Genomic DNA, 13,494 nt, shown 5'->3' with positions numbered 1-13,494 from the left:
CCCTCAGGCGGCCTGGGCCACAGGCTCGTGCGCGATGGCCATTACCTCGTGCGGCGTGCGTGTCTTGAGCCGGTGGTCACTCCAGACCTGTCGCCAGCGGCGTGCGCCCGCGAGGCCATTGCGCAGGCCCAGCATGTGGCGCGCGATGTTCGACCAGGGCGTGCCGTGCGCGGCGGCCTCGCGCGCCATGTAATCGCACATCTGCAGTTCGACCTCTTCCCTCGTCAGCGCCGCAGGTGCATCGCCAAAGAAGACGGCGTCCCACTCGGCCAGCCACCACGGGTTGTGATAAGCCTCGCGACCGATCATCAAGCCATCGAGCAACCGCAGATGCGCGTGCATCTGCGTGTTGTCGTTGAAGCCGCCGTTGATCGAGAAACGCAGCGCCGGGAAGTCGTGCTTGAGCCGGTGGACCAGTTCGTAGCGCAGCGGCGGCACTTCGCGGTTCTGCTTGGGCGACAGGCCCTTGAGCCATGCATTGCGGGCGTGCACGATGAAGGTGTCGCAGCCGGCTTCGCTGACCTTGCCGACGAAGTCGCGCACGAAGTCGTAGCTCTCGATCTTGTCGATGCCGATGCGATGCTTGACGGTGACGCGTACGTCCACCACGTCAACCATCGCTTTCACGCAATCGGCCACGAGTTGCGGCTCGTTCATGAGGCATGCACCGAAAGCGCCGCGCTGCACGCGTTCGCTCGGGCAGCCGCAATTGATGTTGATCTCGTCGTAGCCCCATTCCTCGCCCAGCTTTGCGCAGTGCGCGAGGTCGGCAGGTTCGCTGCCGCCGAGCTGGAGGGCGACGGGGTGCTCTTCGGTGTTGAAACGCAGGTGGCGTGGCACGTCGCCGTGGATGAGCGCGCCGGTCGTCACCATCTCGGTGTAGAGCAGCGCGCGGCGCGTGAGAAGGCGGTGGAAGAACCGGCAATGGCGGTCAGTCCAGTCCATCATCGGGGCGACGGAGAGTTTGCCAACGTAGGTTGTTGAATTCATAGATGCGCCCTGGACGATAGCAAAAAGGCTACCTCGCTGTTCAACGGGCCTCGCGAAAGCCCACCGCGCCAAGGCGATCCAGCGCGGTGCCAGATTGCCACGCTGGGCGTGCTCACCGCGACGACGCGGGTCCGCCTGTCCGAACGCCTCTACATCCTCGCCGCCGCTGCCATTGCGGCTCTCCTCGTGGGCGCGACCCGCGTCGCCTTGGGCGTCCATTGGGGGACGGACGTGCATTCCAGGCGACCTGCAGGTTTACGAGGGACATGCTAAGGTGCCGCCGCTTCTGCCGGGCTTGAGCTCCGGAACCCACTGCGAGACCCCTCCGTGCCCTCTTCCCAAGACACCGCGCCCTCCGGGCTCTCAACCGGACTGACGATCCTGTTCGCCATCGCGTGCGGGCTCTGCGTGGCGAACATCTACTTTGCGCAGCCGCTGATCGGGCCGATCGCGGTCACGCTGCAACTGCATGCCGGCCTCGCCGGGCTGATCATGACGCTGACCCAGCTCGGGTATGGCGCAGGGCTCCTGATGCTGGTGCCCCTGGCCGATGTCGTGGAGAACCGGCGCCTGATCAGTTGCCTGATGGTGGGCGCTGTCATCGGCCTGATCGGCATCACGGTGTCGAACTCGGCCACGACCTTTCTCGCGGCGTCGTTTCTCGTCGGGACCTGCGCCGTGGCTGCCCAGGTGCTGGTGCCGCTGGCTTCGCACCTCGTTCCGGAAGCGACGCGTGGCAAGGTCGTGGGCAACATCATGGCGGGGCTGCTGGCCGGGATCATGCTGGCGCGGCCTTTCTCGAGCCTGATCGCGGCGGCCTTCGGATGGCGGGCCGTGTTCGCCGTCTCCGCAGTGTTGATGGCGACCCTTGCCATCGTGTTGTGGCGCGCATTGCCGCAGCGCCGGCCGCACGCCTCGACCGGCTACGCGCGCACCATGGCTTCGCTGCCCGGCATCGTGTGGCGCACGCCGTTGCTGCGCCGGCGGGCGTTCTACCAGGGGATGATGTTCGCTGGCTTCCAGGCCTTCTGGACGGCCGTGCCGCTCGCGCTGGCCCATGAATTCGGCCTGGGACAGGGCGGGATCGCGTTGTTTGCCCTGGCCGGCGCCGCGGGCGCGCTGGCGGCACCGTGGGCCGGGCGACTGGCGGATCGCGGCCTCACCCGGCCGGCGACGGGCGTGGCGATCATCGTTGCGCTGCTGTCCTTCGGGCTCGGAGCTGTCGCGGTGCACTTCCGATCCCTTGCCGGCCTGGTTGCGGCCGGCATCCTGCTCGACGGTGCTGTTCAGCTGTGCAACGTGCTCAGCCTGCGAAGCCTCTACATGCTGGCGCCAGAGCTTCGCGGCCGGCTCAACGGGCTGTTCCTCACCTTCATCTTTATGTGCGCAGCGGTCGCTTCGGGACTTGCCGCCGCGATCTATGCCTTCCACGGCTGGGGCGGCCTGTGCCTGCTCGGTGGGGCCTTCGCGGTGGTCGCGCTGTTGTTTTACGCCACAGAGTTCCGGCGGAATACCCTTTTGCCGGCAGCGTGAGGCGGGTCGTCCGGGATAATTGGGGTTAACCCTTATATTCCGTCCATGATCGCCCCGACCAACACGCCGCCCGCTGCTTCGTCGCGCATGCCCATCGCCCTGCTGGCCCTGGCAGCCGCCGCCTTCGCGATCGGGACGAGCGAATTCGTCGTGATGGGCCTGCTGCCCGACATGGCGCTCGACCTCGGCGTCACGCTCTCCCAGGCGGGCCTGCTGGTTACCGGCTATGCAATGGGCGTCGTGGTCGGCGCACCGGTGTTCGCAGTCGCCACGGCACGCCTGCCACGCAAGGCCACGCTGATCGCACTGGCCTCGCTCTTCGTCCTCGGCAATCTGTTGTGCGCATTGGCGCCCAACTATGGCCTGCTGATGGCGGCCCGGGTGATCACCGCACTCGCGCACGGCACCTTCTTCGGCATCGGCTCGGTCGTCGCCGCAGGACTGGTGGCGCCGAACAAGCGCTCGCAGGCGATTGCGCTCATGTTCACCGGCCTGACGCTGGCCAACGTGCTCGGCGTGCCGCTCGGCCGCATCATCGGCGAGCACTTCGGCTGGCGCATGACCTTCGCATCGATCGTGGTGATCGCGCTGGCGGCGGTCGCGTCGCTGGTGCTGCTGCTGCCGCGGCACATCGAGATGCAGAAGGGCAACATCCTGCGCGAGTTCACCGTGCTGGCCGATCGCCGCGTACTGCTCGCACTCGCGACCAGCGCGCTGACATCGGCGAGCCTGTTCTGCGTCTTTACCTACATCGCGCCCCTGCTGACCGAGGTGAGCGGCTTCTCGAACGCGACCGTCGCGCCCATCCTGCTTCTGCTGGGCGTGGGACTCACCATCGGCAGCACCGTCGGCGGACGGCTCGGGGACCGGCGCCTGGTGCCCTCGATGCTGCTGGTGCTCGGACTCAACGCGCTGGTGCTGGCGCTCATGCATTTCGTACTGCCGGTGAAGGCGGCGACCGTCGTGCTGATGCTGGCGTGGACCACCCTCTCCTTCGCGCTCGTGCCGCTCCTGCAGACGCTCATCGTGCAGCACGCGGATGCGGCGCCCAACCTGGCCTCGACGCTGAACCAGGGCGCGTTCAACCTCGGCAATGCGACCGGCGCGTGGATTGGCAGCGGCATGCTCGCAGCAGGCGCACCGCTCGCGGACCTGCCGTGGGCCGGCGCGGCCATCACGCTCGGTGCCTTGGCGCTCGCAGCGTGGAGCAACCGGCTCGGCGAACGCAGGGCGTCGCTTCAGGCCGCTTGAAGCGCCCGGCGGCCACCGTCGGGCCGCCAACTCACATCCCTGCTTGCCGAAACTAGGGAAGTCACCGATCAACTGGTGCAACCAAGTATCGATCGGGTCAAACTCAGTACCAAACCCGCAAGCCAGAGTCTCCAGAATCCGGGCACGGCGACCGCCTGTCGTCGACCAACAAGGAGACAACTCATGAAGCGTTTTCTGAAGGCGGGCCTGGTGCTCGCGCTCGCAGGCACGGGCCTCGCGCATGCCGCGACCGAACTGGTGATCGCCACCGTGAACAACGGCCACATGATCGAGATGCAGAAGCTCACCAAGTTCTTCGAGCAGGCGAATCCGGACATCAAGCTCAAGTGGGTGACGCTCGAGGAAGGCACGCTGCGACAGCGCGTCACCACCGACATCGCGACCAAGGGCGGCCAGTTCGACGTGATGACCATCGGCATGTACGAGACGCCGATCTGGGCCAAGAAGGGCTGGCTGCTGCCGATCGCGACCGACGCCGCCTACGACGTCGACGACCTCCTGCCTGCGATGCGCAACGGACTCTCGGCCGACGGCAAGCTCTACGCCTCGCCCTTCTACGGCGAGAGCTCGATGCTGATGTACCGCAAGGACCTGGCCGACAAGGTGGGCTTCAAGATGCCCGACCAGCCGACCTGGGTGCAGGTGAAGGAACTCGCCGGCAAGATCCACGACCCGAAGGCCGGCGTCTACGGCATGTGCCTGCGCGGCAAGCCCGGCTGGGGCGACAACATGGCGCTGCTCACGACCATGGTCAACACCAACGGCGGCCAGTGGTTCGACATGAGCTGGAAGCCGCAGATCGACACCAAGCCCTGGCATGACGCGATCAACTTCTACGTCGACCTCATGAAGGCCTACGGCCCGCCCGGCGCTTCGGCCAACAGCTTCAATGAGAACCTCGCGCTCTTCAACGAAGGCAAGTGCGGCATGTGGGTCGACGCGACGATCGCGGCCTCCTTCGTCAGCGATCCGAAGCAATCGAAGGTGGCCGACAAGGTGGCCTTCGCACAGGCCCCGGTGGCTGTCACGCCCAAGGGCGCGAACTGGCTGTGGGCCTGGGCACTGGCGATTCCCGCCAGTTCGCAGAAGGTCGATGCGGCGCAGACCTTCGTCAAGTGGGCGACCTCCAAGGACTACGTCAAGCTTGTCGCCAAGGAAGAAGGCTGGGGCGCGGTCCCGACCGGCACGCGCAAGTCCACCTATGCCTCGCCCGAGTTCCTGAAGGCCGCGCGCTTCGCCGAATCCGAGAAGAAGGCCATCGACACCGCGAACGCCAACGACAGCACGCTGCCCAAGTCGCCCTACGTCGGCGTGCAGTACGCGGCCATTCCCGAGTTCCAGGCGATCGGCGTAGCGGTCGGGCAGCAGATGAGCGCGGCGCTCTCGGGCAAGGTCACGGTCGACCAGGCGCTGAAGACCTCGCAGACGGCCGCCGAACGCGAGATGAAGAAGGGCGGCTACTACAAGTAGCCACTCCCTCCCCCGCTGGGGGAGGGCCGGGGTGGGGGCACGCAGCGCCTGCCATTGCGCGCTGCCCCCATCCCAGCCTTCCCCCAGAGGGGGAAGGAGCCAGAAGAAAAAAGGCACCGCCATGAACCGACTTCTGCCTCGGGCGCTGATGGCGCCGGCCGTGATCACGCTCGTCCTCTGGATGATCGTGCCGCTGGCGATGACGATCTATTTCTCGTTCGTCAACTACAACCTCATGCAGCCCGGTGAACGGACGTTCAACGGACTGGAGAACTTCCACTACTTCGTCACCGACCCGGACTTCTGGCCCGCGGTGTGGAACACGCTGGTGCTGATCGGCAGCGTGATCATCATCACGGTGGTGCTCGGTGTGCTGCTGGCGCTGCTGGTCAACGAGCCCTTTCCCGGGCGCGGCATCGTGCGCGTGCTCCTCATCTCGCCCTTCTTCGTCATGCCGACGGTGAATGCGCTGCTGTGGAAGCACATGATGATGAACCCGATCTACGGCATCCTCGCGGACCTCTGGCGGAGCTTCGGCGCGGAGCCGGTCGACTGGCTGACCGATGTACCGCTGTTCTCCGTGATCATCATGGTCGCCTGGCAGTGGCTGCCGTTCGCCTGCCTGATCTTCATCACCTCGCTGCAGTCGCTCGACCGCGAGCAGATGGAAGCCGCGCGCATGGACGGCGCCACCGCGTTCCAGCGCTTCGGCTACCTCACCCTGCCCCACCTGGGCCGGCCGATGGCGGTCGTGATCATGATCGAGATGATCTTCCTGCTCTCTGTCTTCGCGGAGATCGCCGTCACCACCAACGGCGGACCGGGCAACGAGAGCACCAACCTCACCTACCTGATCTTCAAGCAGTCGCTGATGAACTTTGACGTCGGCGTGGCTTCCGCGGGTGCGCTCTTCGCGGTCGTGCTGGCCAACATCGTGGCGGCCTTCCTGATCCGGATCATCGGCAAGAACCTCGACTGAGGGCATCGGCATGCAAACCGAAAACTTTCTCTCCCTCGCGCTGCGCACCGCCGGTGCGTGGGTCGCGTCGCTGTTGCTCTTCTTTCCGCTGGGCTGGCTGGTGCTGACCTCGTTCAAGACCGAGCTGCAGGCGATCCACGTGCCGCCGCTCTTCATCTTCGAGCCGACACTGGAAAACTTCACCGAAGTCCAGCGACGCAGCGACTACCTGCTCTACGCGCAGAACTCGCTGATCACGAGCGTGGGCTCGACCATCATCGGCCTGCTGATCGCCGCACCGGCCGCGTACTCGATGGCCTTCTTCCGCACGAAGCGCACGCGCGACATCCTGATGTGGATGCTCTCCACGAAGATGATGCCTGCCGTCGGCGCGCTGGTGCCGATCTACGTCATCGCGCAGACCGCGGGCCTGCTCGACACGCGCACGGCGCTGACCGTCGTCTTCACGCTGTCGAACCTGCCGATCATGGTGTGGATGCTGTACACGAGCTACAAGGACATCCCGCCCGAGATCCTCGAAGCCGCGCGCATGGACGGCGCGAGTCTCTGGACCGAGTTTCGCCACGTGGTGCTGCCGCTGTCCATCGGTGGACTCGCGTCGACCGGCCTGCTGTGCCTGGTGCTGAGCTGGAACGAAGCCTTCTGGGCACTCAACCTCAGTTCCGCCAAGGCCGGCACCCTCGCGACGCTGATCGCCTCGTACTCCAGCCCCGAAGGCCTCTTCTGGGCCAAGCTCTCCGCCGCCTCGCTGATGGCCATCGCGCCGATCGTGGTGTTCGGATGGTTCAGCCAGAAGCAATTGGTCCAAGGCCTCACCTTCGGCGCCGTCAAATGAGCTCGGGCGCGACAAATCTTCAAGGAGTTTTCTGATGGCCTACCTCCAACTCGACAACATCAAGAAGAGCTTCGGCGAAACGCATGTGATCAAGGGCGTGAACCTGGAGATCGACAAGGGCGAATTCATCGTGTTCGTCGGCCCGTCGGGCTGCGGCAAGTCGACGCTGCTGCGCCTGATCGCCGGGCTCGAGCCCATCACCAGCGGCAAGCTCTCGCTCGACGGCAAGGACATCACGCACACGCCTTCGGGCAAGCGCGACCTCGCGATGGTGTTCCAGAGCTATGCGCTCTACCCGCACATGAGCGTGTACGACAACATGTCCTTCGCGCTCAAGCTGGCGAAGGTGTCGAAGGACGTGATCAAGACCAAGGTCGACCATGCCGCCAAGACGCTCAACCTCACGCAGTACCTGAACCGCACGCCGAAGGAACTGTCAGGCGGGCAGCGGCAGCGCGTGGCGATCGGGCGCGCGATCGTACGGGCGCCCAAGGTGTTCCTCTTCGACGAGCCGCTGTCCAACCTCGATGCCGCGCTGCGCGGGAACACGCGGGTGGAGATCCACAAGCTGCATCGCGCGCTCGGCGCGACCAGCATCTACGTGACGCACGACCAGGTGGAGGCCATGACGCTGGCCGATCGTGTCGTCGTGCTGCGCGACGGCCTGATCGAGCAGGTCGGCACGCCGATGGACCTGTATGACCGCCCGGCCAACCAGTTCGTCGCGCAGTTCATCGGCATGCCGTCGATGAACATGGTGGAGGCGAAGGCGATACCGAGTTTCTCTGCGCTCACGGGCGGCCGGCTGCCGAGCGATGGGTTCCTCGGCGTGCGGCCCGAAGGGCTGCGTGTGCACCACGGACAGGCTGCGGGTGCGCCGGCACGCGTCGAACTGATCGAGGCACTGGGCGCGGACACGCTGATCCACATCGACGTCGGCGGCGTCCCGCTCATCGCGCGCCAGAACGACCGCACCGACCTCCAGGCCGGCGATGCGGTGAGCGTGGAGCTCGACCCGTCAGTCCTGCACTTCTTCAATTCTGAAGGCCGCACCGTCGAATCATGAAGCTCGCCCCCAGGCTCGCGCACTTCGTGTCGCTCTCCACCCCCCACCGGGGGCAAGCCCTGCGGCCCGGCGGAGCCGGTTCCGCGGGCTTCCCCACCCCGTCTCATGGAGCAACGCCATGACGCAGTCCAACTCTTCCGAATTCCTGGTGCTGCACCTTGGACTCGGATCCTTCCATCGCGCGCACCAAGCGGTGTACTTGCAGGCGCTGATCGACACTGGCGACACGCGCTGGTCTCTCGTCGGCGCGAACCTGCGGCCCGACATGGCCGACGTCGAAAGGGCCTTACGTGCGCAGGGCGGACGCTACACGCTGGAGACCGTATCGCCTGCCGGTGACTATCGCTACCAGCGCATCGAATCGATCCGCGAGGTGCTGGCTTTCGACGCAAGCCTGGTCGAGGTCATCGCGCGTGGCGCGGATCCACGCACCCGGGTGATCTCGTTCACCGTCACGGAGGCCGGCTACTACCTGGATTCGAAGGACCGGCTCGACTTCAGTGTTGGCGATCTCGCGAAAGACCTCGAGCGAGCCCGCAAGGGTCAGGCCGGCACGACGATCTACGGCGCGATCTGCGCGATCCTGCGTGCGCGCCGCGCGGCAAATGCCGGTCCCGTGACATTGCTGAACTGCGACAACCTGCGCCACAACGGCGACCGCTCCCGCAAGGGGTTGCTGGAATTCATCGAGCGCACCGGCAACACCGATCTGCTCGACTGGGTGCGAACGCAGACCTGCAGCCCCAACGCGATGGTCGACCGCATCACGCCGAGGCCGCCGCCCGAACTGCGGCAACGCGTGCTTCAGGCGACGGGCTGGGACGATGCGGCGCCCGTGACGGGCGAGAGTTTCATCCAGTGGGTGATCGAGGACGACTTCGTGAACGGCCGACCCGACTGGGGACGCGTCGGCGTGCAACTGGTCGACTCGGTGTCGCCCTACGAGGAAGCGAAGATCCGCATCCTCAACGCCAGCCACAGTTGCATCGCCTGGGCCGGAACCCTGCTCGGCCTGCAGTACATCCACGAAGGCACGCATCTACCGTCGATCCGGCGCATGGCCTTCGACTACGTGACGGATGACGTCATTCCGTGCCTGAACCCGCCCGAACGGCCAAGCCCGGTCGACCTGCCGGCCTACCGCGATGTCGTGCTCGAACGCTTCGGCAATCCTGCGATCCGCGACACCAACCAGCGCGTGGCGATGGATGGGTTCTCGAAGATCCCCGGGTTCATCGCGCCGACCATTCACGAGCGGTTGTCGCGCGGCGAAAGCATCGACAGCGTAGCGATGTTGCCGGCCTTGTTCCTCGCCTTCCTCCAGCGCTGGCACGCGAAGACGCTCCCCTACGCATATCAGGATCAAGGCATGGACGAATACGCTGCACATGCCATCTGCGACGCCGCAGACCCCGTCGCAGCAATGTGCGCGGACCGCACGCTGTGGGGTGATGTAGCGGGCGATGCCCGCCTTGTGGAAGCGATGCGCAAGGCCAGCGAGCGCGTCCGGACGTTCATCGAGCGAGGTGGCCAATGATCGGCCGTCTCTCGGAGCGCCACGTCCTGGTCACCGGGGCTGGGGGCGGCATCGGTCTCGCCATCGCCGAAGCCTGCCTCGCCGAGGGCGCCTGCTGCACGCTGGCCGACCTGGCGCCTGATCCTTCCGACGGCGTGCAACTGCTGCGGCGCAAATATCCGCAAGCGCTCGCCTACGTGGCTACGGACGTGACCGACATGCCATCCGTCGGCGGCATGCTCTACGAAGCGCAGGCATCACACGGACCCGTTCACACACTGGTCAACAATGCGGCCCTCTTCGACATGGCGCCGCTGCTGGAAAGCAGCGAGGCTTCCTTCGACCGTCTCTTCGCCGTGAACGTGAAGGGCATGTTCTTCGTCATGCAGCGCGTGCTGCAGCACATGGTGGATGCGGGCGTGGATGGCGGCTCCGTCATCAACATGGCGTCGCAGGCCGGGCGGCGCGGCGAGGCGCTGGTGTCGCACTACTGCGCGACCAAGGCGGCGGTCATCAGCTACACGCAGAGCGCCGCGCTCGCCATGGCACCGCGCGGCATCCGCGTGAACGCCATTTCGCCAGGCGTGGTCGACACGCCGATGTGGGATCAGGTCGATTCGCTCTTCGCCAGGTACGAGCACCTGGCGCCGGGCGAGAAGAAGCGCCAGGTCGGCCTCGAAGTCCCCCTCGGCCGCATGGGCAAGCCAGCCGACATCGCCAGTGCTGTCGTCTTCCTGGCCAGCGACGATGCCCGATACATCACGGCGCAAACGCTCAACGTCGACGGTGGTAACGTGATGAGCTGAAGGTGCATGAGAAGGACGGAAGGACGACTTCATGACATCGGTACGGCAACGACACCTGCCCCGCCACCGCGAGCCCGAGCTCGAGCGCGACATCACGCGCTCGCCGTCGCTGGGCTACGAGGCGCCCGAAGAAACCGGCCTCGTCCGCTGCCTTGCGCATGGCTTTCCGAGCCCCCTGGTGCGCTGGCACTTCCACGAGGAATACGAACTCCACCTCATCACAGAGACCTCCGGCAAGGCATTCGTCGGCGACTGGATCGGCCCCTTCCAGCCCGGCCATCTCGTGCTGTGCGGGCCTCGCCTGCCCCACAACTGGATCTCGCTCGATGCGCCTGAAGGCGGCGCGGCCGGCCGCGACCGGGTGATCCAATTCCGGCACGAGCCCATCGAGAGCGCCGCCGCCGGGATTCCCGAACTGCGCGAGGCGCTGCAGTTGCTCGAACGCTCGCGCCACGGCATCGAGTTCTTCGGCCTTGCGGAGCGCGCAATGGCGCATTGGGACGCGGTGAAGGCGGCGCATGGCCTGCAGCGCCTCGCCCGCTTCCTCGAATACCTCGCCGACCTCGCCCAGTGCACGGACTACCGGCTGCTCTCCAACGTGCAGATGCAGGGCGTGGAAGGCGACGCGGAGGTGGACCAGATCAACGTCATCGTCAACCGCATCACCGCCAACCTCGCCGAGCCCATCGTCATGGCCGACATCGCCACCGAACTGGGCATGAGCGAAAGCCGCTTCAGTCGCTTCTTCAAGCGCTCGACCGGCAACAGCTTTACCGACTTCGTGAACCGGGTGCGGATCAACAGCGCCTGCCACCTGCTGATGCAGACCGACCACTACGTGACCGACATCTGCTATCAGGTCGGCTTCAACAACGTCGCCAATTTCAACCGGCGCTTTCTCGAGATCAAGGGCATGACTCCCACCGAGTTCCGGCGCCAGAGCGACAGCCGCTTCGGCAGCCTCGTCTGAAGGACCGCCATGTACCTCGGTCTCGATCTGGGCACCTCGGAGCTGAAGGCGCTGCTGCTGGACAAGGACCACCGCATCGTCGCGCTGGCCCGGGCAGCGCTGAGCGTGAGCCGACCTGCGCCGCTCCGGTCGGAGCAGGCGCCCGCCCAATGGTGGGAGGCGCTCGAAAGCGTGATGGCGGCGCTGCATCGAAGCAATGCGCCAGCGATGGCCTCGGTGCGCGCCATCGGCCTTTCGGGGCAGATGCATGGGGCGGTCGCGATCGATGCGGCCGGCGAGGTGCTGCGTCCCGCCATTCTCTGGAACGACGGCCGCAGCGCCGCGCAATGCGAGACGCTCATGGCAAAGGTTCCTCACCTCACCGCCATTGCCGGCAACCTTGCGATGCCGGGATTCACTGCACCGAAGCTGCTGTGGATGAAGGAGCACGAGCCGGGGCTTTTCGCCCGCACGGTCTGCGTGCTGCTCCCGAAGGATTGGCTGCGCTACATGTTGAGCGGCATGCTGGCGAGCGACATGTCGGATGCCTCGGGCACCCTGTGGCTCGACGTCGGCGCCCGGGACTGGTCGGACGAGTTGCTCGCCGCCTGCGGTCTCGCTCGCAAGCACATGCCCGGCCTGGTCGAAGGCAGTGCCGTCGCCGGAAGGCTGAAGCCCGACCTCGCGGCCCGCTGGGGACTTCCGGCGGATATACCCATCGCGGGCGGCGGCGGAGACAACGCGGCCAGCGCGGTCGGCATGGGGCTTGTGAGCGCGGGCCAGGGCTTTGTCTCGCTGGGGACCTCGGGCGTCATCTTCGTGTCCGGCGACCACTTCGAGCCCAACCCCGATCGTGCGGTGCACGCCTTCTGCCATGCCTTGCCGGGCCGTTGGCACCAGATGTCGGTGATGCTGTCGGCATCGAGCACGGTGAGTTGGGCCGCGCGCAGTTTCGGCCTCGGCAACGAGGCCGCGCTGCTGGCTGCGGCAGCCACGTTGAGTGCCGATGCACGCAGTCAGGCCCCATTGTTCCTTCCCTATCTTTCAGGTGAGCGCTCGCCACACAATGACGCGAACGCGCAAGGCGTGCTGTTCGGCCTCACGCATGCGCACGGACCTGCGGAGGTTGCCTATGCCGTCGTGGAAGGCGTGAGCTTCGGGCTCCGCGACGGGCTCGATACGCTCAACAGGCCCAGCGGCGATCTCGTGCTTGTCGGCGGGGGCGCGCGCAGTTCGTGGTGGGCGCAACTGCTGGCCGACATCCTCGATACACCGCTCGCGGTGTGCGAAGGTGGCGAAGCAGGCGGCGCCCTCGGCGCGGCGCGGCTTGCGTGGCTGGCGGACGGGGGCACGGAAGCATGGGTATGCCGGCGCCCGGATGTTCGGCAGCGCTTCGAGCCGAACCGGGCGCAGTCGGCCGCGTACACGGCGCGGCATGCGCGCTTCAAGAAGGTCTATGCCGCCTTGCGCCCGACCTTCGCCGAGTCCGGCGCCTAGCTGATCTGCCCGAACGAGGTGCGCAGCCCCGCGTAGTCCGTCGGGCCGCTGCTCTCCGGCGGGTTGCCGGTGGCCGAAAGCCAGGCGGAAATACTGGGCAGCCGGCGATCGAAGTAGAGGTGCAAGCGCGGCCAGTCCCCGTCCTCGCCGTGCCCTTCGGACATTTCGAGCGCTTCGACAGCGATGGTGCGAAGGCTGCTCACCATCGCCAGCGAGCGCCCGTCGAGCAGTTGCAGCGTCACCTCGCGGCCTTGCGCCAGGACTTCCTGCAGGATGCGGCGGTGCACCGTGTAGTCGTCCCAGCTGCGCTTGCCGCAAGCGTCGTTCAGTTCGCGGAAGACCCAGTGCATGTTGTTCGCGAACATCGCGGCGACCTGCCCGGCCTGCCGCAGGCTCTGCTTCGACGCGACGACCTGAAGCCGGACCGCCCACAGAATGGCGGCCAGCACGCCCAGCGTCTGGACCCATGCGGCCCACTCCGCCGACGTGGCGGGCCGAAAGAACCAGCCGGCGACAACCAACGCAACGGTGCCCGCGGCAATGGCCGCTCCAAGTTTCCGCATGGTTTCCCCAAATCGGGG

Annotated in this window: 12 protein-coding genes; 10 read left to right on the top strand and 2 right to left on the bottom strand. The window is 66.3% G+C overall.

What is annotated here, in order from left to right:
- Nucleotides 1-3 precede the first annotated feature (3 nt).
- Nucleotides 4-990 carry a tRNA dihydrouridine(20/20a) synthase DusA gene (gene dusA, locus AC1D3B_RS03040; RefSeq protein WP_478189181.1) on the bottom strand — a complete coding sequence of 329 codons (987 nt, stop codon included), beginning with the start codon at nucleotides 988-990 and terminating at the stop codon, nucleotides 4-6.
- Nucleotides 991-1,317: 327 nt separating this feature from the next.
- On the opposite strand from dusA, the gene AC1D3B_RS03035 reads away from it, so the two are divergent.
- The 10 genes from AC1D3B_RS03035 (at nucleotide 1,318) to xylB (ending at nucleotide 12,913) form a co-directional block, all read left to right on the top strand.
- Nucleotides 1,318-2,523 (top strand): MFS transporter, encoded by a 1,206-nt coding sequence (locus AC1D3B_RS03035; RefSeq protein ID WP_478189180.1) that lies wholly within the window; start codon nucleotides 1,318-1,320, stop codon nucleotides 2,521-2,523.
- Between the two features lie 87 nt (nucleotides 2,524-2,610).
- On the top strand, nucleotides 2,611-3,774 hold the full coding sequence (locus tag AC1D3B_RS03030) for an MFS transporter (RefSeq protein ID WP_478189625.1): 1,164 nt from the start codon (nucleotides 2,611-2,613) through the stop codon (nucleotides 3,772-3,774).
- Nucleotides 3,775-3,957: 183 nt separating this feature from the next.
- On the top strand, nucleotides 3,958-5,265 hold the full coding sequence (locus tag AC1D3B_RS03025) for an ABC transporter substrate-binding protein (RefSeq protein ID WP_478189179.1): 1,308 nt from the start codon (nucleotides 3,958-3,960) through the stop codon (nucleotides 5,263-5,265).
- 121 nt (nucleotides 5,266-5,386) lie between these two features.
- A complete protein-coding gene (locus tag AC1D3B_RS03020) occupies nucleotides 5,387-6,244 on the top strand; it encodes a carbohydrate ABC transporter permease (RefSeq protein WP_478189178.1) in 858 nt (285 codons plus the stop codon).
- Between the two features lie 10 nt (nucleotides 6,245-6,254).
- Nucleotides 6,255-7,079, top strand: coding sequence for a carbohydrate ABC transporter permease (locus AC1D3B_RS03015; protein ID WP_478189177.1), 825 nt, complete (start codon nucleotides 6,255-6,257; stop codon nucleotides 7,077-7,079).
- Nucleotides 7,080-7,113: 34 nt separating this feature from the next.
- Nucleotides 7,114-8,145 carry an ABC transporter ATP-binding protein gene (locus tag AC1D3B_RS03010; protein ID WP_478189176.1) on the top strand — a complete coding sequence of 344 codons (1,032 nt, stop codon included), beginning with the start codon at nucleotides 7,114-7,116 and terminating at the stop codon, nucleotides 8,143-8,145.
- A gap of 118 nt (nucleotides 8,146-8,263) precedes the next feature.
- Nucleotides 8,264-9,682 (top strand): D-arabinitol 4-dehydrogenase, encoded by a 1,419-nt coding sequence (gene dalD / locus AC1D3B_RS03005; RefSeq protein ID WP_478189175.1) that lies wholly within the window; start codon nucleotides 8,264-8,266, stop codon nucleotides 9,680-9,682.
- Entirely contained in the window at nucleotides 9,679-10,467 is a 789-nt protein-coding gene (locus AC1D3B_RS03000; protein WP_478189174.1) for an L-iditol 2-dehydrogenase, read from the top strand. Before dalD ends, AC1D3B_RS03000 begins: the two co-directional genes overlap by 4 nt.
- Nucleotides 10,468-10,498: 31 nt before the next feature.
- Nucleotides 10,499-11,437, top strand: coding sequence for an AraC family transcriptional regulator (locus tag AC1D3B_RS02995; protein ID WP_478189173.1), 939 nt, complete (start codon nucleotides 10,499-10,501; stop codon nucleotides 11,435-11,437).
- Between the two features lie 9 nt (nucleotides 11,438-11,446).
- Nucleotides 11,447-12,913 carry a xylulokinase gene (xylB, locus tag AC1D3B_RS02990; protein ID WP_478189172.1) on the top strand — a complete coding sequence of 489 codons (1,467 nt, stop codon included), beginning with the start codon at nucleotides 11,447-11,449 and terminating at the stop codon, nucleotides 12,911-12,913.
- Here the strand turns inward: xylB and AC1D3B_RS02985 are convergent.
- On the bottom strand, nucleotides 12,910-13,476 hold the full coding sequence (locus tag AC1D3B_RS02985; protein WP_478189171.1) for a hypothetical protein: 567 nt from the start codon (nucleotides 13,474-13,476) through the stop codon (nucleotides 12,910-12,912). The two genes, xylB and AC1D3B_RS02985, sit on opposite strands and share 4 nt — an antisense overlap.
- Nucleotides 13,477-13,494: the final 18 nt, after the last annotated feature.

The organism is Variovorax sp. P5_A3, from assembly GCF_056400665.1.
The sequence above is the reverse complement of the archived record's forward strand: the minus strand, read 5'-3'. Positions and strand labels throughout refer to the sequence as shown.

Coding starts and splice junctions, on each gene's coding strand:
- dusA (WP_478189181.1), bottom strand. CDS start 990: ATGAATTCAACAACCTACGTTGGCAAACTCTCCGTCGCCCCGATGATG.
- AC1D3B_RS03030 (WP_478189625.1), top strand. CDS start 2,611: ATGCCCATCGCCCTGCTGGCCCTGGCAGCCGCCGCCTTCGCGATCGGG.
- AC1D3B_RS03025 (WP_478189179.1), top strand. CDS start 3,958: ATGAAGCGTTTTCTGAAGGCGGGCCTGGTGCTCGCGCTCGCAGGCACG.
- AC1D3B_RS03020 (WP_478189178.1), top strand. CDS start 5,387: ATGAACCGACTTCTGCCTCGGGCGCTGATGGCGCCGGCCGTGATCACG.
- AC1D3B_RS03015 (WP_478189177.1), top strand. CDS start 6,255: ATGCAAACCGAAAACTTTCTCTCCCTCGCGCTGCGCACCGCCGGTGCG.
- AC1D3B_RS03010 (WP_478189176.1), top strand. CDS start 7,114: ATGGCCTACCTCCAACTCGACAACATCAAGAAGAGCTTCGGCGAAACG.
- dalD (WP_478189175.1), top strand. CDS start 8,264: ATGACGCAGTCCAACTCTTCCGAATTCCTGGTGCTGCACCTTGGACTC.
- AC1D3B_RS03000 (WP_478189174.1), top strand. CDS start 9,679: ATGATCGGCCGTCTCTCGGAGCGCCACGTCCTGGTCACCGGGGCTGGG.
- AC1D3B_RS02995 (WP_478189173.1), top strand. CDS start 10,499: ATGACATCGGTACGGCAACGACACCTGCCCCGCCACCGCGAGCCCGAG.
- xylB (WP_478189172.1), top strand. CDS start 11,447: ATGTACCTCGGTCTCGATCTGGGCACCTCGGAGCTGAAGGCGCTGCTG.
- AC1D3B_RS02985 (WP_478189171.1), bottom strand. CDS start 13,476: ATGCGGAAACTTGGAGCGGCCATTGCCGCGGGCACCGTTGCGTTGGTT.